A 20623-nucleotide genomic window follows, 5' to 3' on the forward strand; every position below is an offset into this window, starting at 1 on the left:
GAGACCACTATGTATTCACACACCCGAAATGGGCTGATTGGTTTGTTTGCGGCATTGGCTTGCACAGTGCCCGCCTGGTCAGCTGTCAGCGCTGATGAAGCCGCCAAGCTGAAGAGCGAACTCACGCCTCTGGGCGCAGAGAAGGCGGGCAACAAGGACGGCAGCATTCCCGCATGGACCGGAGGCTTCACCGGCAAGATTGCCGGAGACAAAGAAGGGGGGCGCCGTGGCGACCCTTTCAAGGGAGAGAAACCGCTTTATTCGGTCACCGCCAAGAACATGGCGCAGTACGCTGACAAGCTCTCCGATGGCGTCAAGGCACTGTTGAAGAAGTACCCCGAGAGTTACCGGCTGGACGTCTACCCCACCCACCGCACCGCCATGGCGCCGCAATGGGTGTACGACAACACGGCCAAGAACGCACTGACCGCCAAGCTCGAAGGTGATGTGCCCAGTGGTGCCTATGGCGGAATTCCCTTCCCCATTCCCAAGAATGGCGTCGAAGCGATGTGGAACCACAAGCTGGCCTGGCGCGGCGAGTCCTGGGAGGCCGAGCTCAACCAGTACCAGCTCACATCGGACGGCAAGGTCGTGCTGACCACCGACGGCCTGATCCGCCAGCGCATGCCTTATTACTTCAAGGACAGTTCGGCAGAAAAGTTCGATGGCTACTTCTGGGAGGTGAACCTGGTCAATGCAGGTCCTCCGATCCGGGCCGGTGAAATGATTGCCGGACGGCAGAACGTGGATGAAGACAAGTCCCAGTCCTACGTCTACCTCACAGGTCAACGCCGTGTACGCAAGCTGCCCAACGCCTGCTGCGACACGCCCACACCGGCTTCTGCAGGCGTGATGTCGTTTGACGAATTGAGCGTCTTTTCCGGCACTACCGAGCTATTCAACTGGAAGCTCGTGGGCAAGAAGGAAATGCTGATCCCCTACAACAACAACAGCTTCCTGCAAGCCAAGGACAGTGAGGCCGTCACACCCCGCCATCTGAACCCGAGCTATGTGCGTTGGGAACTGCACCGCGTGTGGGTTGTCGAAGCCACGCTGAAGCCTGGCCAACGCCACCAGGCGCCCAAAAGCACCTACTACCTGGATGAAGATACCTGGGTGGCCAATCTGGGTGATCGATGGGATGCCAAGGGGGATCTGTGGAAGACCCTGTGGCTCTTCAATTATGTGATGCCCGATGCCCCAGGCACGGTGCAACAGACCTTCGGGTTCTATGACCTTCAGTCGGGCAACGGCTATGTAGCCAACGTACTCAACGACAAGTCTTTCCACCACCGCTTCACCAAGCGCTGGCCGACCGATGTGTTCACTGGTCAGGGTCTGGCTGCCCAAGGCGTTCGCTAACCCAACCACTGCCACGTGCTGACAGTTCCCCACATGCTCAAGACCTCTCTTGCCGTTGCCGTGTTCGTGGCAATGGGTGCCAGTTCCATCCCTTCTCAAGCCACCCCGGTGGGCGAGGCTTTGCAGCGCCCGGCACTGCAGGTGCTGCATCCCGAGCGGGCCGTCCTTCTTTCGGCGACCTGGGCGGGGCGGCGCATTGTTGCCGTCGGTGAACGTGGCATCGCCATCTATTCGGATGATGGTGGCACGCACTGGCGACAGGCCAAGGTGCCAACCAGTGTCTCGCTCACAGCAGTGCAGTTTTTCGGCGACCACCGCGGCTGGGCGGTGGGCCATGGCGGCGTGGTGCTGACCACGGTGGATGCGGGACAGAGCTGGACCCTGCAGCTCGATGGCAGGCAGGTGGCAGCCCTGGTGGCCAAGAGCGCGCAGGCCAGCGGTGACGCCAAGGCGCAGGCCGAGGCCGACCGTTTGATTGCCAGCGGACCGGACAAGCCCTTTCTGGACCTGCATTTTCTCGATGCGCAGCGCGGCATGGTGGTCGGCGCCTACGGGCTGGCATTGACGACGCAGGACGGTGGCAAGACTTGGTCGTCCATGGGGGCGCGCCTGGACAACCCCGGCGGCATGCACTTGTATTCCCTGCAGTCCCAGGGCGAGAAGCTGCTGATCGCCGGTGAACAGGGCCTGGTTCTGCTGTCGCTGGATGCGGGTGCCAGCTTTCGTCGCCTGAAAGTGCCGTATGACGGCACCTTCTTCCGCGCATCGTGGCTGGGGGATCGTTCCTTGCTGGTGGCGGGGCTGCGTGGGCAACTGTGGCGCAGCGACGATCTGGGAGTGTCCTGGGCGCAGGTCAGCGCACCGGTGCCAGTGTCATTCTCGGCAATGGTGGCGGACCCGCAGGGCACGCTGTGGCTGGCCAATCAGGCGGGCGGGCTGTTTGCGTACACGGGAGAGCAACTGCGTCCCATGGCCCAGAGCGCATTGCCACCCACAGCCGGCTTGCTCGCGCTGGATGCCGGTCGTCTGCTGGCGCTTACCGTGCAGGGTGCAATCGTTGTTCCCACGGCAGGAGCCCGCCCATGAGTGCGCATGTTTCCTCCGGTGTGGTGCCTCTCACTGCACTGAGCGACTTTGATCACCAGTCCGGCTCGGTGGTGGAGCGCCTGCTGTTCAACAACCGCCGTCTGGTGGTGTTCGTGTGTCTGTTGATCACCCTGGTTCTGGGCTGGCAGGCGTCCAAGCTGCAGCTCAACGCCAGCTTCGAGAAGACCATTCCGGTTCACCATCCCTACATCCAGAACTACCTGGCCAATGCATCGCAACTGAGCGGCTTGGGCAACGCGGTGCGCGTGGTGGTGAGCAATCCCAAGGGCAGCGTTCTGGATGCCGACTACATGGAGACGCTGCGCAAGCTCAACGACGAAGTCTTTTTGCTGCCCGGTGTGGACCGCTCGCGCATGAAGTCGCTCTGGACGCCCAGCACGCGATGGGTCGGCGTGACCGAGGAAGGTCTGGAAGGTGGCCCCGTCATCCCCGAGCATTACGACGGCAGCCCGAAGAGTTTGCAACGCCTGCAGGCCAACATCCTGCGCTCGGGCCAGGTGGGCCAGCTGGTGGGGCTGGACATGCGCTCCAGCATGATCTTCGTGCCGCTCCTGGCCCAGGACGCTGAGGGCAGGCCGCTGCAATACGGAACCTTGTCGGTACAGCTCGAACAGCTGCGCAGCAAGTACGCCAGCGCCGGTGTGGACATCCACATCACCGGCTTTGCCAAGATTGCCGGTGACCTGATCGAAGGCGTGCGCGAAGTGCTGGTCTTCTTTGCCATGGCGGTGGCCATTGCGGCTGCCATGGTCTTCGCCTACACCCGTTGCATCCGCTCGACGGCGCTGGTGGTCTGTGCCTCGCTGGTGGCCGTGGTGTGGCAGATGGGCCTGCTACCGCTGCTGGGGCAGTCGCTGGACCCGTACTCCATCCTGGTTCCGTTTCTCATCTTCGCCATTGGCATGAGCCACGGCGCACAGAAGATGAACGGCATCATGCAGGACGTGGGCCGTGGCATGCACAAGCTGCTCGCTGCCCGCTTCACCTTCAGGCGCCTGTTCCTGGCGGGACTGACTGCGTTGCTGGCGGATGCGGTGGGCTTTGCCGTGCTGCTGTCCATCGACATCCAGTCCATCCGCGAGCTGGCTCTGGCAGCCAGCATGGGTGTGGCGGTACTGATCTTCACCAACCTGATCCTGCTGCCCATCCTGCTGAGCTATACCGGTGTCAGCGCACGTGCCGCCGCACGCAGCCTGCGTGCCGAAGCGGCCGACAAGACCGGCGCCGCACGGCACCCGCTGTGGCGGTTTCTGGACCTGTTCACCCAGCGCCGCTTTGCGACGCTCGCGCTGGGTCTGGCCGCACTGCTGGCGGCGCTGGGATACGGTGTGGGCGCGCAACTCAAGATCGGCGACCTGGACCCGGGTGCGCCTGAGCTGCGTGCCGACAGCCGCTACAACCGCGACGTTGCCTATGTCAACCAGGCGTACGGCGCCAGCAGTGACGTGCTGGCCGTGATGGTGTCCACACCCGAGGGCGCCTGCTCCGACTACAACACGCTCAACAAGCTGGACGCACTGGAGTGGCAGATCCGCCAGCTCGATGGCGTGGAGAGCACCAACTCGCTCTCCCTGCTCAACCGGCGCGTGCTGACGGGCTTGAGCGAGGGCAGTCCTCTGTGGTACGAATTCCTGCCCAACCAGTCCATGCTCAACACCGTGACTGCAGGCGCGCCCCGCACCGGCTTGTACAACGACAGCTGCAACCTGCTCACGCTCTACATCTACCTGCGTGACCACAAGGCCGATACGCTGACGCGTGTCACCGATGCGGTGGAGGCGTTTGCTGCGGACAACGACACGGCCCAGGTCAAGTTCCAGCTGGCAGCAGGCTCTGCCGGAATCGAGGCCGCAACCAACAGCGTGGTCAAGCACGCCTGGCGGCAGATGCTGCTGCTGGTCTATGCGGCCGTGTCCCTGCTGTGCTTCATTACCTTCCGCAACTGGCGCGCCGTGGTGGTTGCCGTGTTGCCCCTGGTGCTGACGTCGTTGCTGGCCGAAGCCCTCATGGTGGGCCTGGGTCTGGGCGTGAAGGTGGTGGTGCTCACCGGCGTGACGCTGGCCGCCGGCGTGATCACCTGGGTGGCCAGTCCCATCAAGTTCCAGGCCGACATGGGGCTGCTGCTGGCCTTCATGTTTCTCTGGAACATGCTGGGTGCCCTCGTACTGGTTCCCGCCCTGGCGCACTTTCTCCTCAAGCCAGCATGGCAGGCATCGCCAGTGCCCGCCATGGCAAGTGCGCATCCATGACAAATCCCTTTTTCATCAACCTGGCTGACAACAGCTTTCGCCTTTTTCTTTAAAGCACTCTCTTATGTTCAAGTACTTTCCTACCAACTACGTCTGGAATCTCTCCGTCGCGCTCGCCATTGAAATGGGCGCACGCATCGGCGAAATCGAAGTCATGTGCGGCCCGCTGCAAGATGCTGCCAAAGCGCCTGATGCCGCCGGAACCCAGGCCTTCCGCGAGACCTGGGTGCAGATGGCTGACCGCCTGTGTGAACTGGCCGATGAGGACAAGGCCCGGGGCCGACTGTTTTCCGCCGGTGAAAAGATCAACCGGGCTGCCAGCTACCTGATCACGGCCGAGCGCCTGCAGGCACATGGCTCCCCCGGTCGCCTGGCGCTGTACCGCCGCCACCTGGACCTGTTTGCCGAAGGTGTGCGCCTGAGTGGCGAACGCTGCGAGCGCGTCGAGATCCCCTACGAGGGCAAGCACTTGGCTGCCCTGTACATACCGGCCGAAGGCGTGAATGGCCCCGCACCGCTGCTGGTGCAAGTGAACGGCCTGGACTCCACCAAGGAGATGAAGTACCGAGTTGGCCTGCCGGCCTGGCTGGCAAAGCGGGGTGTGGCTTCGCTGATCGTGGACCAGCCGGGCACCGGCGAGGCATTGCGCCTGCAGGAGCTCACCGCGCGCTATGACAGCGAACATTGGGCCAGCCGCGTGGTGGACTGGCTGGAGACCCGCAGCGATGTGGATGCCAAACGCATCGGCATGGAGGGCGTCTCATTGGGTGGCTATTACTGCCCCCGTGCCGTGGCCTTTGAGCCGCGCTTTGCCTGCGGTGTGGCCTGGGGTGCCAACCACGATTGGCGTGACGTGCAGAAGCGCCGGCTGGAAAAGGAAGGAACCTTCCCCGTGCCGCACTACTGGTCGCATGTGTGCTGGGTCTGGGGCGCAAAGGACATTGACGACTTCATGCGGATCGCCGAAGACGTGCACCTGGATGGCGTGGTGGAAAAGATCAAGGTGCCTTTCCTGGTCACCCATGGCGAGAAGGATTCGCAGATTCCTCTGCACTGGGCCCACCGCACCTATGAGCAACTCACCAACAGCCCCAAGCGCGAGCTAAAGGTGTTTACCGAGCGCGAGGGTGGTGTGCAGCACGCCAGCTTCGACAACTCCATCAACGCCGGTCAATACATCGCCGACTGGGTCGCCGAGACCCTGGGGGGCCGCACGGCGGCGTGAACCGAGAGCACATCCACAACAGCATTCACATGACAACCAACAAACACACTATGAACATCATCGGACCTGACGCACTTGTCTTTGGCGTGGATGACGTGGCGGCCTGCCGCCAATACCTGATTGACTACGGCCTGACCGAAGTCGGCAGTGGCCGCTTTGAAGCCTTGGACGGCACTGCCGTGGAAATCCGTTCCAAGGACGATCCCTCCCTGCCAGCGCCCATGGGTACGGCCAGCATGTTGCGCGAAACGGTGTACGGCGTGGCTGACGTGGCGACACTGGACGCCATCGAGGCCGAGCTGCAGCGTGACCGCAGCGTGACGCGCCAGGGCGGCGTGGTCCGCGCGCTGGACGACATGGGCTTTGCATTGGCTTTCCAGGTCACGGTGCGCCGCCCTCTGGATCTTCCGGCCGAGGGCGTCAACGCGCCCGGCTCCGTGCCGCAACGCCGCGCCAACACCGTGGGCGTGCGGCAGGACATGGCGACCGTGCCACGCTCGCTCTCGCACGTGGTGTATTTCGTCCCCGATTCGGCCAAGGCCGAGGCTTTCTACCAACGTCTGGGTTTCGTCTGCACCGACCGCTTCACTGGCACCGGCCCCTTCCTGCGTCCGGCGGGCACGACCGATCACCACACGTTGTTCATGATCCAGACGCCGCCCTTCATGAAGGGCTGCGAACACTTCACCTTCCACATGGGCGGGCCGACGGAGCTGCTGCTGGCCGGTACGCGGTTCGTCGAGAAGGGCTACCAGAGCTTCTGGGGACCGGGTCGCCACAAGTTTGGCAGCAACTGGTTCTGGTACTTCAATTCCCCCATGGGTTGCCATGTGGAGTACGACGCCGACATGGACCTGCACGACGACAGCTGGGTCGCGCGTGAAGCGCCCATCAGTGCCGATACGTCGCAGCTGTTCCTGCTGCAACACCGCGAGAAATGGGCCCCGGGCGGCCCGCCCCCCGGTGCCAAGCCCGGCGCTCCCGCGCCCTGAGTTGCGGACAAAGGCCTATCGATCATGCACCTGTGTCACTTGGACGAGTTGCCGGAGTCGGGTTCGCGCGGATGTGATCCTTTGCGTACCGGGCAGGACAGCATTCTGCTGGTGCGAAAAGGTGGTCGGGTGTATGCGTATGCAGACCTGTGTCCGCACCTCGATACGCCACTGGCCTGGCGCAAGAATGCCTACCTCAACAGCGCGGGCGACCGCATCGTCTGCGCGGCGCATGGTGCCCTGTTCGAAATTGAAACAGGGCTTTGCACGCTGGGCCCATGCCTGGGGCAATCGCTGACATCCGTGCCCCTCACAATCAGCCCCAAAGGCGAGATCCTCCTCGCCCGTATTCAAACAAAGGAGACAAGACAATGAGCACCGCAGCACAACGCATTCTCATCATCGGTGGCGGTTTTTCCGGCATGGCCGCCGCCATCCAATTGCGCAAATTGGGCGCCGACGTGGATCTGGTGGAAATCGATCCCGGCTGGCGCAGTTACGGCGCAGGTATCAGCCTGGGGGGCGCGACACTGCGCGCCTTCCGGCAACTCGGAATACTCGAAGCCTTTCTGGCGCAGGGCCATGCTTCCGATGGCGTCAACATCTGCCTGCCGCACGGTCCGCAGATTGCCACGCTGCCAACGCCGCGCATCGCCGGTGACGACGTGCCCGGTGGCGCCGGCATCATGCGGCCGGTATTGGCGCGCATCATGGCCGAAGCCACCCGCGCGGCCGGCACCCAGGTGCATCTGGGCTGCAGCTTCACCCAGATCGAACAGGATGCCGATGGCGTGGAGGTGGGCTTCACCGATGGCCAGCGGCGGCGCTACGACCTGGTGATCGGTGCCGATGGCCTGTATTCCAAGGTGCGCCAGACGGTGTTCCCGAACGCACCGCAACCGCGTTACAGCGGACAGGCCGTGTGGCGGGCGGTGCTGCCGTGCCAGGAGGGCATAACGAACACCACCATGTGGATGGGACCCAAGGTCAAACCCGGTGTGAACCCGATCTCGGCAACCGAGATGTATCTCTTCCTGACCGAGCCCCGTGCGAACAATGACCATGTGGACCCGGCTACCTTTGTGGATCACTTGCGCGGACTCCTGGCCGATTTCCCGGCACCCGCATTGCAGACGATACGCGGGCAGATCGGGCCCGATTCGCAGATCGTCTTTCGCCCACTGGAGTCGCTGCTCCTGCCCCAGCCCTGGTTCCAGAACCGGGTGGTGCTGATCGGGGATGCAGTGCATGCGACCACACCGCACCTGGCGTCAGGTGCCTGCATCGGCATCGAGGATGCGCTGGTGCTGGCCGAGGAGATTGGCTGCAACACGGACACGCAGCAGGCGCTGGCGGCCTTCTCGGCGCGGCGCTGGGAGCGCTGCCGCATGGTGGTGCAGAACTCGGTGCGCCTGGGCGAGATCGAGATTGAGGGTGGTGACAAGGAAGAGCACGGACGCATCATGCGCGAGTCGCTGATGGCTCTGGCCCAACCCATCTGAGCGGACCACGCCATGAACTGAACCAACTCCAAGCGCGGCACGTTCGCGCTGATGGTGGCCCATTGCGCTGGCATGGTGGATCTGGTGGCCTTGCCCATATGGGTGGGCACGCTGATCTCGCAATACCGGCTGGATCCCCAGCAGGCCGGCTTGCTGGCCACGCTGTTCCTGGCCGGTGTGGTGCTGGCCAGCCTGCTGCTGGCGCCGCGCTTTCACCGCTTCAATGGCCGGCTGGTGGCCACCCTGGGCTTTGGCGTATCGGCGCTGTGCTTCGCTGGGGCCTCGGTGCTGAGTGACTTCGGCGCGCTGGCTGTGCTGCATGCGTTGGCAGGCTTGTCTTCCGGCTTTGCATTGAGCGTGACGCATGGAACGATATCGCGCAGCACGCGTCCGCATCGTCTCTTCGCCTTGGTGGGCATGGCTCTGGGCGTGTTTGCCATTGTCTTTGTCGGTGCCACACCTCCCTCGGTTGCGGCCTTGGGTGGGCCCGTGCTGTTTCGCATCTTTGCGGGTGTGATGGCCGTTGGCGCACTGGTGGCGGCCACGTCGTTTCCGCTGCCTGATGCACTGTCATCGGATCACGGAGCCGACGTTGCCGTGCGGGGCATTCCGCGTGCCGTGTGGTTCGGCATCCTGGGCATTGCCTGCATGGCACTGGTGCAGGCCATGACCTTCAGCTTTCTGGAGCGCGTGGGCAGGGACCGCGGCTTCGGGCTGGAAGCCGTGACCGGCGTGCTTATTGCGCTGGGCTTTGTCAACCTGTTCCCCGCCGGTCTGGCCGCACTGCTGGAGCGGCGCTGGCGGGCCCGCAACGTGATGTTGGTGGGGCCGGCGCTGCAGGTGCTGCTGGTGGTCACCATCATGAATGCCACGACCTTTGTGCCCTACGCCTTGGCAGCATCGGTCTTTGCTGCGGTGATGATCTTTACCCACACCTTCGCCTTCGGCCTGCTGTCCGGTATGGACCCCAGTGGCCGCTCCATGGCTGCCACGCCCGCAATGATGATGACCGGCGCAGCCATTGGCCCCATTCTGGGCGGCACGCTGGTCAAGCTGCTGGGCTACGGCAGCCTGGGCGGTGCGGCCCTGGTCATAGGCGTATGCGCCATCTTCGCGTTCTCTCGCATTCCGGCAACACAGCCATCACTGCCCCCGCAAGGAGTCACCCCATGAAGCCCCAACGCCGTTTCGTCGATCTGTCGATCTACCTCGAGAACGACGTGCTGTCCGATCCGTCTCCCTTGGCACCGAAGATCACCTACCAGAAACATGCCGATACGCTGCCCGAGTTTATGGCCATGCTGCCTGGCACCACGGCCCAGGACTTCCCGGATGGCGAGGCCGCTGCGGCGGAGTGGGTGACGCTCACCACACACAACGGAACCCACCTGGATGCGCCCTGGCATTTCCATTCCACACAGGACGCGAAAAATGGCGGCAGCCGTCCCAGCATCACCATCGACCAGGTGCCGTTGGAGTGGTGTTTCCAAAGTGGCGTGAAGCTGGACTTCCGCCACTTTCCCGATGGCTATGTCGCCACCGCAGCGGACGTCGAGGCCGAGCTCCAGCGCATCGGGCATGACCTGCAACCGCTGGACATCGTGGTGGTCAACACCCGCGCCGGCAGCCGTTACGGCAACAACGACTACCTGGGTGCCGGCTGCGGCATGGGCTACGAGGCCACCATGTACCTGCTGGAGCGCGGTGTGCGCCTCACGGGCACCGACGCCTGGAGCTGGGATGCACCGTTTTCCTACACGGCCAAGAAGGTGGCGGAGACCGGCGACAAGAGCCTGATCTGGGAAGGCCACAAGGCCGGACGCGACATCGGCTACTGCCACCTGGAGAAGCTGCACAACCTGGAGGCGCTGCCCGCCCACGGCTTCACTATCAGCTGCTTCCCGCACAAGATCCGCGGCGCCTCAGCAGGCTGGACGCGTGCCGTGGCCATTTTTGATGCGGCATAGGCCCAACACACAAGGAACCCAATCGTGAAATGCTTGGTAGGTATTGCAGCTGCGTTGCTGCTTGTGTTGCCGCTGGGGAATGCACAGGCCCAGACCCGCGTGATTACCCTGGGTACCCAAGGCGGCCCCATGCCCAGTGCAACGCGTTCGCAACCCGCCAACGCATTGGTGGTGGGTGACCGTGTATATCTGATTGATGCCGGTAACGGCGTCACCCAGCAACTGGTGAAAGCAGGTCTGGACTTTCGCCGCGTCGGGCAGATCTTCATCACCCACAACCACGATGACCACAACGCGGACTGGGGAACGCTGATGGGTCTTCAGTGGGCCACCGGGCGCCGCCAGCCCACGCATGTGTACGGCCCTGCAGGCACCGAGTCCATGCTCCAGGGGTTTCTTGGTTTCTTCAAGCCCAATGCCCGTATCCGCATGGCCGATTCGAAAGGCATGCTGCCACCGGAGCAGATGTTCCAGGCCCACGACTATGCGGGTGATGGCGAGGTCTACCGTGACGACCTGATCACCGTGACGGCAGCTGAAAACTGCCACTTTGCCAAGAACCGGGACGGGGCCAACGCGGCTGACCGTTCTTACGCCCTGCGCATACAGACGCCCGACCGTGTGGTGGTGTTCAGCGGCGATACAGGCCCTTGCGCAGCAGTGCAGACATTAGCCCAGGGGGCCGACCTGCTTATTCACGAAGTGATAGACCTGGACCTGATCGAGCAGGCCATGGCCAAGGCGATGCCAGCCTCTGCTGCGCAGGGTCTGATGCGCCATATGCGCGAAGAGCACACGACGGCGCAGGACGTAGGACGTATGGCCCAGGCTGCGGGTGTCAAACAGCTGGTGCTCAACCATGTAGTGCCCGGCGCAGAGGAGCCCGACAGTGTTTATCTGGGCCCGGTGAGAAAGAACTACTTGGGACCGGCAACCGTCGCCCGCGACTTGATGTCCTTTTGATGCGAAGCCCCTTTTCAATCCCCCATTTGTCCACGGATACCTGTATGCCATTTCCGCCCATTCACCGCGTAGTCACCGGCCACGACGCACAGGGCCGGGCCATCGTTTCCAGCGATGGACCACTGCCCACGGTCGTGGAGATTGCCGCCATCCCCGGCACCATCTTTCATGAAGTCTGGTCCACCAGTGGCGCGCCCGCGCCAGTAGACAACGGGCCTGACCCCAGTGTGGGCACCCTCATGTTGCCTCCTCCCAGCCACGGTACCCGTCTGCGCTTTGTAGACATTCCTCCGGATACGGAAGAGTTCCTGGCCCATGGCGCGAACTCCATGCAGCAAGCCTTCACGCAGATTGGCGACGCGAAGGCATCCACCGTCAAGGAGGATTCGCCGCACCCGCTGATGCACCGCACCGAGAGTGTGGACTATGGCGTGGTCATCGAAGGCGAGTTGACGCTGGTGCTGGACCGTGAATCCGTATTGCTCAAGCCCGGCAGCGTGGTGGTGCAACGCGGTACCAACCATGCCTGGGCCAACCGTTCCGGCAAGCCCTGCCGCATGCTGTTTGTGCTGGTGGATGGGCAGTATGCCCCCGCCATTGCACAGGCTCTGGTCTCCCACTGAAATCAGAACAAGAGAATGAATCCATGAAATTTGCATCGCTTAAAAATGGCACACCTGACGGACAACTGGTGCTGGTTTCGCGCGACGGAAGCTGTGTTGCAGCAGTCCCCGACCTGGCGGGCAATCTGCTGGAAGCCATCCAGCGCTGGGATGCAGTGGCACCGGCCCTGCAGCAGTGTTATGACGCCTTGAACGCAGGGAACCTGCAAGGCACAACTGCGTTCCAGGCGGCAGCTTGCGCTGCGCCGCTGCCACGCAGCCCACAATGGCTGGACGCCTCTGCCTTCCTGAACCATGGCCACCTGATGGAGCAGGCATTCAACACGCCGCCGATTCCGGACTTCGACACCATCCCGGTGATGTACCAGGGCGCCAGTGATGATTTCCTAGGACCCGAAGACGATGTGCCCCTGCCAAGCGAAGATGACGGTATCGACTTTGAAGGCGAGTTTGGTGTGGTGGTGGGCGAGGTACCTATGTCGGCCACAGCCGCGCAGGCGCTGGCGTGCGTTCGGCTGGTGGTGCAGATCAACGACTGGAGCCTGCGTGCCCTGGGGCCGCGCGAGATGAAAACGGGGTTCGGCTTTCTGCAGGCCAAGCCTTCCACCGCGTTCGCGCCGGTAGCGGTTACGCCGGATGAGCTTGGTGATGCGTGGCGCGATGGGCGTGTGCACATGCCCTTGCACGTGCAGTGGAATGGTGAGCAATTTGGCCAGCCCAACGGGGGTGAGATGAATTTCTCGTTCGGTGCGTTGTTGGCGCATGCGGCGCGCAGTCGCAAGCTGACCGCAGGCAGCATCCTGGGTTCCGGCACGGTGTCCAACGTGTCACGTGCGGCGGGCTCTGCGTGCATTGCCGAGCGCCGCGTGATCGAGAAGATTGACTTGGGCGAGATCCGCACCGGTTTCATGCGTTTTGGTGATCGGGTACGTATGCAGGCGCGCTTTGATGATGAACGTGAGGGCCCGTTCGGAGTGATTGAGCAGCGGGTGGTTCAACCTTCTTGAGAGCAAACTCCATGCACGTCATCATCACCGGGGCTGCGGGTTTCGTGGGGCGGGCGTTGGCGCAGCGCCTGATCAGCGAACGTAAGTTGGGACAGCGCGCAATAGGCCACATCACCCTGCTGGATCTGGCGTTTGCGCAACCTCCGGCCGACGGCGTTCGTCAGCTCGCGGGTGATATAGGTGACGCCGACTGGATGCGCTCCGTGCTAGGTACGTGCGCCATGGACGTGGTGTTTCATCTGGCCAGCATCCCGGGTGGCGCGGCCGAGAGCGACTATGCGCTGGCCAAGCGTGTGAATCTGGAGGCCACACAGACCTTGCTGGAAATGGGGAGGCTGCTGGTGGAGCGCGGCGGCGCGCCACCGGTGTTGGTGTTTGCCAGTTCGATTGCCGTGTTCGGCACCATGTCTGCGGAAGTCAACGACAGCATGCCGACACTTCCGCGGATGACCTATGGCTACCAGAAGCTGATCGGTGAGCTTCTGGTGAGCGACTTTTCCCGGCGCGGCTGGGTGGACGGGCGCAGCGTGCGCCTGCCCGGGGTGCTGGCCCGCCCGCCGGCGCGTACGGGTCAGCTATCGGCGTTCCTGAGCGACATGATCCGCGAGCTGGCAGCAGGACGTCCCTTTGTCTGCCCCATGTCGCCACGGGCAAGCACGTGGGCGTCGTCGCTTCCTTGTGTGGTGGAGCAGTTAGTGCATGCGGCGGCACTGGATGGTCATCTGCTGGACAACGGTAGGACGGTGACGCTGCCGACGCTCTGCTTCACCATGGCTGCTTTGGTGAATGCAGTGGCAAGAGTCTACGGATGTGCAGCGCAAGATCTGGTTCATTACGAGCCCGATCCTCGGATCGAGGCGTTGTTCGGCCGGTTTCCACCTTTGGTTACGGCACAAGCGCAGCGTGCAGGCTTTCAGAGAGATGCTGATCTGGATACTTTGGTGCGCAGGGCACTGGGCAATCAAGAGTCGCCAAGAATGTCCTGCATGGCCTGAAGAAACAAGGCATTGTCCAGGGCACTTCCGATGGAGACACGAATGAAGTGTTCGTATCCTTTCTCCTTCCAAGGCTTCACGATGATGCCGCGGGCAAGCAGGGCCTCCGCTACCGGGCCATTGGGGCGATGCAGATTCACAAACAGAAAGTTGGCAGCTGATGGTGCAACAAAGAGGCCCAGGGTACGCAGGGCTTCGGCCAATGTGTCGCGCTGTCCAACGGCATCGCGCACACTCATCTCCATGTGGTCGGGGTCGTTCCAGGCCGCCAATGCTGCGGTTTGTGCGGCATAGTTCACATTGAATGGGGTGCGGATGCGGTCCAGTATCTGCACCAGGAATATGTCTGAAGCAATGCCATAGCCCACCCGCAGACCGGCCAATCCCCAGGCCTTGGAAAACGTGCGCAACACAATCCATGGGCGCGACTGCTTGCGCAAAGTGGCCAATGCGTCTGCATAGCCCGGACTCAGCCTGGCGTATTCGTAGTAGGCCTCGTCGACCACCAGCACGGTGTCGGCGGGCGTGGCAGCAACAATGCGCTCGAATGCCTGCGTGTCCAGCATGCAACCCACCGGGTTGGACGGGTTGCTCAGAATCGCCAGCTTGGGTGACGGTCCTGTGGCCAGTGCCAGGCACCAGGCATCCACGTCAAACTCCATTGCCTCGGTGACCGGCACCATCTGCACGCTCGCACCCATCATGCGGGGATAGATGTCATGCAGGCCAAATGACGGAATCAGGGTGACCACACGATCACCCGGTGACAGAAAGGCCTGGCACAACACTTCCAGCAAATTTTCGGAGCCATTGCCCACCACCACGGCATCGGCCAAAGCGCCGCAGCGCTGTGCTATGGCGCTGCGCAGGGCGCGGCAATTGGCATCCGGATAGAGTCCCGCGCTTTGCGCCATATTGGCCAAGGCCGCACCCACGGCGGGGCTGGGACCAAAGGGGTTTTCATTGCTGCCCAGGCGGGCCACATGGCTCACGCCATAACGTTGGCGCACCACCTCGGATGAAAGGCCCGCGTTGTAGGCAGGTAGTGTCCGCACTTCCGGGCGGGCGAGTTGGGTGAGCTGGTCGGCAATCGCATTCATGCTGGCAGTACTTTCGAATCGAAAAGAGGATCAAACACCTTGCCCGGATTGAGCAGGTTGAGCGGGTCCAGTGCCTGCTTGACGGCGCGCATGGCGGCGAGTTCCTGCGGCGTGCGGCTGACAGCGAGGAAGTCTTTTTTGTGGGTGCCAATGCCGTGCTCGGCAGAGATGCTGCCACCGCGTGCGGCCAGAAGTCCGTAAACGATTTCTTCCACAGATCGGATCAGCGTTGCCTTGTCTGTCGCGGGGTCCAGGGAATTGGCATCGGTGGTCAGATGCAGATTGCCATCGCCCAGATGGCCAAAGCGCAGGGTCTTGTGCAGGGGCCATTGTTGGCTCAGTGCCCGCTGGCATTCCTCTGCGTAGTCACCGATGTGATGCACCGGCAAGCTGATATCGAAGCTGATCGGCACCATATGGGTCAGGAATTCGGCGGTGGCCTCACGGATATGCCAGAGAGCACGCGCCTGTGTCTGCGATTGGGCAATCACCACATCGGCCACATCACCCTGCTCCATGGCCTGGCTCAAGGTTTCCTGCAAGGCTTCTGTCAATGCGGTTTCCTCTGCGCCGGTCACCTCGATCAACACCCACAGCGGATACGTTTGAGCAAAGGGAGAAGCAGTCTGGTGCCACTGCAGCACGGTGGCATAAAAGTCTTCCCACATCAGTTCAAAGGCAGCCAGTGCACCGGGGAAATGGGACTGCATATGGCGTAGCACACGGATGGCGCTGGCATAGTCGTGAAGCCCCAGCAAGGCGGTGCATTTGGCCTGCGGTGCGGGACGCAACTGCAGCGTGGCGCGGGTAATGATGCCCAGCGTGCCTTCCGAGCCTATGAACCATTGCTTGAGGTCATAACCCGTGTTGTTCTTGCGCATGGGGCGCAGCATGGACAGCACGCTGCCGTCCGCCAAAACCACTTCCAGGCCTAGCGCTTGTTCACGCATCATGCCGTACTGCACCACGCCGTTGCCTCCCGCATTGGTGGCCAGGTTGCCGCCGATCTGGCAGGAGCCGCGCGCGCCCAGGTCCACACCAAACACAAAGCCTGCTGACAGTGCGGCTTCCTGCACGGCCTGCAAGGTCGCGCCCGCACCCACGGTCAATGTGGCCTCCGACATGTCGACGGGCTCCAGCGCAGTGCAGCGTTCCAGCGACAGTGCCACAGCGTTGGCGCTGGGTATGGCGCCTCCGGCCAGGCCGGTCATGCCGCCCTGGGGCACCACAGCTACGTGGTAGTGGTGACAGATGCGCATGGCAGTGGCCACCTGCTCGGTCCCGCTGGGTCGCAACACCGCCAGTGGCTGCACGCTTGCGCCGCCGCTCCAGTCCGTTTGATAGTGCCGGTCGATCGCCTCGCCCAGCAGAACGGCGTCAGCACCCAGCGCGGCGGTCAGGGCCATCAGGCAGGCACCCACGTGCTCGGCTGCGGCATAGCTAGGTAAAAGTCGTTGCAGGGGGGCCGCCCACTTGCGGCTCAGCGCCCACAGGCGCATGGCCTCCACATCGGTTGCCAGAAAGCGGTCCTGCTCAATGAACGCCACCTGGCTGCGGATGCGAGCAAATTCGGCCTCCACCAGGTCCGAGCTTTTCGGGCCGCGCCTGAGTTCAATGCCCTGTGCTGCGGCCATTGCCTCTATACCCACTACGACTGCCGTGTTGTTCACCATGTCGCCCAGACGGCGGGCCGCAAACGTGGCCATGGAGACATGGTCTTCCTGGTTGGCCGAGGTTGGCAGACTGTCCACACTGGCGGGGTGGGCCAGCGATTTGTTTTCCGAGGCGAGTGCTGCGGCGGTGACCTGGGCAATCATGAAGCCGGAATTGACACCCCCGTCGCGCACCAGGAAGGGTGGCAAACCTGACAGACCGCTGTCCAACAGCAGGGCCATGCGGCGTTCGGAAATCGCACCCACTTCACTTACTGCCAGCGCAATGATGTCAGAGGCGAAGGCAACGGGTTCTGCATGGAAATTGCCGCCGGATATGACGTCGCCGTTGTCTGCAAACACCAATGGGTTGTCCGACGCGGCATTGGCCTCCACCTGCAACACGCGGGCCGCATGGCACAGGTTGTCCAGGCAGGCACCCATCACCTGCGGCACGCAGCGTATGGAGTAGGGGTCTTGCACACGCCCGCAATGGGCGTGGGAAGCCACGATGCCGCTGCCATCTAGTAGCGTGCGCAGCGCAGCCGCCACAGCGACTTGGCCAGCCTGGCCGCGCGCCGTGTGGATGCGGGCATCCAGCGGTTTGACCGATCCCTGTATGGCTTCCAATGACAGGGCTCCGGCCATCAGACCCGCCGCAAAAACCGTCTCGGCACCAAACAGTCCGGACAATGCCAGGGAGGTGGACACCTGCGTGCCGTTGAGCAGCGCCAGGCCTTCTTTGTGGCCCAACACAAACGGTGCAAAGCCAATGCGCTGCATGGCCTCCTTGCCACTGATCACGCTGCCGTCGGGCGCCGTGGCCTCCCCTTCGCCAATCAGTACGCAGGCCATATGGGCCAGGGGCGCAAGGTCACCCGACGCACCTACCGAGCCCTTGGCCGGGATGCGTGGCAACACATTCGCATTGAACAAGGCCAACAGGGCGTCGACCAGCTCCGGTCGCGCGCCCGAGTGCCCACGCGCCAGACTCACTGCCTTGGTGGCCAGCACCATGCGCACCACGCCAGGTGCCAGACTCTCGCCGGTGCCCACGCTGTGCGACAGCACCAGATTGCGCTGCAGTTCTGCCAGACGCTCGGAGGGAATGATGGTCTGCGCCAGCTTGCCAAAGCCGGTGTTGATGCCGTAGACCACGTCACCGCTGTCCACAATTTTTTGCACCGCAGCCTGCGACTTCAGCATGTCTTCCCGCGCAGCGGGGTCCAGCGCCAGGAGAACATTTCCAGCTTCAATCTGGCGCAGTGTGTACAGGTCCACATGGCCTGGCTTGAGTGTGATGGTGGTGGTCATGAATGGCTTTTCTCGGCGGTTGTTGCGGGAGCGGCGGTGTTATCCATTGCGTATTGCATTTTTCATAATGTATAGACAAATATGAAAGAATGCAAGGACATCCACCTACAGACAGGATTGGACCGCAGCTTGTGTAATGCACCATATCCCGTCGTATTGGCCCACCAATCCAGTGCACGTGCACCAGTTCTGCGCATGTAAATTTAAGACGGAATTAGGGTAAACCCTTAGTTTTTGCGTGATGGTCGATGATTTAATATGTATAGGCAAATAGCCCGCGATGCTGGCAGTTGGCAGCATCACTTCCCAACCCTCAATTGGAGTCATCCATGACGAAACGTTTCTTTTTCAAATCGGCGGCTTGCGCGGTCATCGCGTTGGCTTCTCTGGGCGCATATGCCCAAGACGCACTGTCGCGCGTCAAGGCTGCAGGTGTGCTCAAGGTGGGTACGGAAACCGCCTTTGCTCCGTTCGACTTCATCAAGGACGGTGAACACGTGGGCATGAACATGGACCTGTTTGCCGAAATCGCCAAGGAAATGGGCGTGAAGCTGGAATGGGTGCTGCTGCCATGGGAGGGTGTCTTCCCCGGTCTGGAAGCCGGCAAGTTTGACGTGGTCGCTGGCCCAGCCACCATTACCAAGGAACGCATGGCGCGCTTCCGTTTCTCCCCTCCGATAGCAGAGGCAACCGTAGCCTTGCTCAAGCGCAAGAGTGAAACTTCGATCACCAAGCCAGCCGATATTTCTGGCAAGGCCGTAGGCGCTGGCAAGGCCACGGCCCAGCTGGCACAACTCAAGGCGTTTGGTGACACCTTGCCTGGCAAGGTGGACGCTCGCGAATACCCTGGCTACAACGAAGCCTATGCCGACCTGGCCGCCGGCCGCGTGGTTGCAGTTGCCAACTCCATCACCAACATCACTTTCGTGGCCCAGCAGCGCCCCGACTTTGAAGTGGTGAAACCCGCCTTTGGTGCCAAGAGCTACTTTGGTTTCATTTGGCGCAAGGACGCGGACTCCGACAAGCTGGTCGCCGCCCTGAACGCTGCCATCCTGAAGATCAAGGCCGACGGCCGCCTGGCCAGCATCCAGAAGAAGTGGTTTGGCGATAGCTTCGACACGCCCAACGAAATAACCCAGGCCAACTTCTAAGCTACAGGCTTTTGCAAAATAGACCCCGGCGTCCTGGCCCCGTCCAGCGTCGGGGCGTCGATACGCGTTTGGCAAAGGTCTCGCATGTCCCTGAATCTTTTCTGGTTGCTGGTCAAGGCAAGTGGGTGGACGATTCTCATCAGTCTGGTCTCCATTGTTTTAGGCTTGGCGTTGGGCACCGTGATATCGGTGGCCACCTTGGCACGCAACCGTGCCGTTTCTCTAGCGGGCAAGACCTTTGTCAGCTTCTTTCGCGGAGCTCCCTTGCTGGTTCAGCTGCTGCTGATTTACAACCTGCTGCCCGCCATGGGCATCAATGTCCCTAGCGTGGTGGCGGCCATAGTCGGCCTGACACTTTGCACAGCGGCCTATCAAGCAGAGAACCTGCGCGGTGGCTTTGCCAGTGTGCCGCGCGGACTTCTGGAAGCGGCAGAGATGCTGGGCATGAATGCCTTTCAGCAGTTCTGGCGCATACGCACTCCCATCGCCTTGCGGGCCACACTACCCGCCATTGCCAATGAGGCCATCCTGATTCTGAAGGCGTCCTCGCTGGTGTCGGTGGTTGGCGTGGTTGAGCTCTCGCGCATGGCGCAGGATCTCTCGGCCAGCACCTTTCAGCCGCTGCCGCTGTTTGCCTGTGCCGGCTTGCTGTACCTGGTCATCTGCGGCGCAGTGGCATTTGGCGCCCAATATGTAGAGCGTTCCTTTCGCTGGGGAATCAAGCCATGAAGCTCGATTTGAACCTGATTGCATCCCTGGCCCCGGAACTGGCGCGCGCCGCCGGAGTCACCATGAGCGCCTGGTTGGGCGGAGCCTTCATGGCGATTGTGCTGGGCTTCATCGTGGCGCTGCTGCGACGCTTCGGCCCCAGATTCCTGAGCCGCATTCTGCTGGCTTATGTCGAATTGATGCGTGGAACGCCGTTTCTGATTCAACTGTTCCTGCTCTACTACGGTGGCCCCTTCATCGGCATCGCACTGGATCCGTTTCCTGCGGGGTTGCTGGGTCTGGCGATTTATGGCGCAGCGTATTTCAGCGAAATATTCCGCGCGGGTTTTGAAGCCATTCCGCGCGGCCACATTGAGGCCGCCGAGTGTCTGGGCATGACACGGCGTCAGGTGGTGATGCGCATCATGTTGCCGGAAATGACCATGCTCATTCTTCCGGCTGCAGTCAACATGCTCATCATCCTGCTCAAGGAAACGGCCATCCTGTCCATCATCACAGTGCCCGAGCTCACCTTCAAGATCAGCGCGATAGGCACGGAACAATATGCGTTCGTGGAAGCACTGTTTCTGTTGGCTTGCTGCTACTGGGGCATGGTGGAGCTGTGCGGCTATCTGGGTCGTGTGGCGGAAACCAAATTGGCCCGCTTCACTTTTGCCCACCCTTAAGTCAACCTGCATCAACCTAT

The 20623-nt window shown here is 62.2% G+C and carries 18 protein-coding genes and 1 pseudogene; 16 read left to right on the forward strand and 3 right to left on the reverse strand.

What is annotated here, in order from left to right; translation table 11 throughout:
- Positions 1-9 precede the first annotated feature (9 nt).
- The 13 genes from AAGF34_RS08215 to AAGF34_RS08275 all read left to right on the forward strand — a co-directional run bounded on the left by AAGF34_RS08215 (position 10) and on the right by AAGF34_RS08275 (position 13992).
- Positions 10-1362, forward strand: a complete 1353-nt coding sequence (locus tag AAGF34_RS08215) for a DUF1329 domain-containing protein (RefSeq protein ID WP_342620129.1) — start codon at positions 10-12, stop codon at positions 1360-1362.
- 15 nt (positions 1363-1377) lie between these two features.
- The gene (locus AAGF34_RS08220) at positions 1378-2448 is read left to right on the forward strand and encodes a YCF48-related protein (protein WP_342620130.1); all 1071 of its coding nucleotides are present in this window, start codon (positions 1378-1380) and stop codon (positions 2446-2448) included.
- Entirely contained in the window at positions 2445-4718 is a 2274-nt protein-coding gene (locus AAGF34_RS08225; protein ID WP_342620131.1) for an RND family transporter, read from the forward strand. Before AAGF34_RS08220 ends, AAGF34_RS08225 begins: the two co-directional genes overlap by 4 nt.
- Positions 4719-4782: 64 nt before the next feature.
- Positions 4783-5943 (forward strand): prolyl oligopeptidase family serine peptidase, encoded by a 1161-nt coding sequence (locus tag AAGF34_RS08230; RefSeq protein ID WP_342620132.1) that lies wholly within the window; start codon positions 4783-4785, stop codon positions 5941-5943.
- Between the two features lie 50 nt (positions 5944-5993).
- Positions 5994-6935, forward strand: coding sequence for a VOC family protein (locus AAGF34_RS08235; protein ID WP_342620133.1), 942 nt, complete (start codon positions 5994-5996; stop codon positions 6933-6935).
- A gap of 24 nt (positions 6936-6959) precedes the next feature.
- Positions 6960-7310, forward strand: coding sequence for a Rieske (2Fe-2S) protein (locus tag AAGF34_RS08240; RefSeq protein ID WP_342620134.1), 351 nt, complete (start codon positions 6960-6962; stop codon positions 7308-7310).
- Positions 7307-8437, forward strand: a complete 1131-nt coding sequence (locus AAGF34_RS08245; protein WP_342620135.1) for an FAD-dependent oxidoreductase — start codon at positions 7307-7309, stop codon at positions 8435-8437. Before AAGF34_RS08240 ends, AAGF34_RS08245 begins: the two co-directional genes overlap by 4 nt.
- A 51-nt stretch (positions 8438-8488) precedes the next feature.
- A complete protein-coding gene (locus AAGF34_RS08250) occupies positions 8489-9610 on the forward strand; it encodes an MFS transporter (RefSeq protein ID WP_342620136.1) in 1122 nt (373 codons plus the stop codon).
- The gene (locus AAGF34_RS08255) at positions 9607-10404 is read left to right on the forward strand and encodes a cyclase family protein (RefSeq protein ID WP_342620137.1); all 798 of its coding nucleotides are present in this window, start codon (positions 9607-9609) and stop codon (positions 10402-10404) included. Before AAGF34_RS08250 ends, AAGF34_RS08255 begins: the two co-directional genes overlap by 4 nt.
- A 24-nt stretch (positions 10405-10428) precedes the next feature.
- Positions 10429-11367: an MBL fold metallo-hydrolase gene (locus tag AAGF34_RS08260; RefSeq protein ID WP_342620138.1), complete on the forward strand. Its 939-nt coding sequence runs from the start codon at positions 10429-10431 to the stop codon at positions 11365-11367.
- Positions 11368-11411: 44 nt separating this feature from the next.
- On the forward strand, positions 11412-11990 hold the full coding sequence (locus AAGF34_RS08265) for a cupin domain-containing protein (RefSeq protein WP_342620139.1): 579 nt from the start codon (positions 11412-11414) through the stop codon (positions 11988-11990).
- A 23-nt stretch (positions 11991-12013) separates the two neighbouring features.
- The gene (locus AAGF34_RS08270) at positions 12014-12997 is read left to right on the forward strand and encodes a fumarylacetoacetate hydrolase family protein (RefSeq protein ID WP_342620140.1); all 984 of its coding nucleotides are present in this window, start codon (positions 12014-12016) and stop codon (positions 12995-12997) included.
- Positions 12998-13008: 11 nt separating this feature from the next.
- Positions 13009-13992, forward strand: a complete 984-nt coding sequence (locus tag AAGF34_RS08275; RefSeq protein ID WP_342620141.1) for an NAD-dependent epimerase/dehydratase family protein — start codon at positions 13009-13011, stop codon at positions 13990-13992.
- On the opposite strand, the gene AAGF34_RS08280 is transcribed toward AAGF34_RS08275, so the two are convergent.
- The 3 genes and pseudogenes from AAGF34_RS08280 to hutH all read right to left on the reverse strand — a co-directional run.
- Complete coding sequence (locus tag AAGF34_RS08280; RefSeq protein ID WP_342620142.1) at positions 13959-15092, reverse strand: histidinol-phosphate transaminase; 1134 nt, start codon at positions 15090-15092, stop codon at positions 13959-13961. The genes AAGF34_RS08275 and AAGF34_RS08280 overlap by 34 nt on opposite strands.
- Positions 15089-16498, reverse strand: coding sequence for an FAD-binding oxidoreductase (locus AAGF34_RS08285; protein ID WP_342621062.1), 1410 nt, complete (start codon positions 16496-16498; stop codon positions 15089-15091). The genes AAGF34_RS08280 and AAGF34_RS08285 overlap by 4 nt, the downstream gene beginning before the upstream one ends.
- A 27-nt stretch (positions 16499-16525) precedes the next feature.
- Positions 16526-18058: pseudogene (gene hutH, locus AAGF34_RS08290) on the reverse strand (histidine ammonia-lyase); the annotation flags it as partial.
- Positions 18059-18387: 329 nt separating this feature from the next.
- Between hutH and AAGF34_RS08295 the strand changes: the two are divergent.
- The 3 genes from AAGF34_RS08295 (at position 18388) to AAGF34_RS08305 (ending at position 20603) form a co-directional block, all read left to right on the forward strand.
- Positions 18388-19209 (forward strand): transporter substrate-binding domain-containing protein, encoded by an 822-nt coding sequence (locus AAGF34_RS08295; RefSeq protein ID WP_342620143.1) that lies wholly within the window; start codon positions 18388-18390, stop codon positions 19207-19209.
- A gap of 84 nt (positions 19210-19293) precedes the next feature.
- Positions 19294-19938, forward strand: coding sequence for an amino acid ABC transporter permease (locus AAGF34_RS08300; RefSeq protein ID WP_342620144.1), 645 nt, complete (start codon positions 19294-19296; stop codon positions 19936-19938).
- Entirely contained in the window at positions 19935-20603 is a 669-nt protein-coding gene (locus tag AAGF34_RS08305) for an amino acid ABC transporter permease (protein ID WP_342620145.1), read from the forward strand. Before AAGF34_RS08300 ends, AAGF34_RS08305 begins: the two co-directional genes overlap by 4 nt.
- Positions 20604-20623 lie beyond the last annotated feature (20 nt).

Source organism: Rhodoferax sp. GW822-FHT02A01 (genome assembly GCF_038784515.1).
Lineage (GTDB): Bacteria > Pseudomonadota > Gammaproteobacteria > Burkholderiales > Burkholderiaceae_C > Allorhodoferax.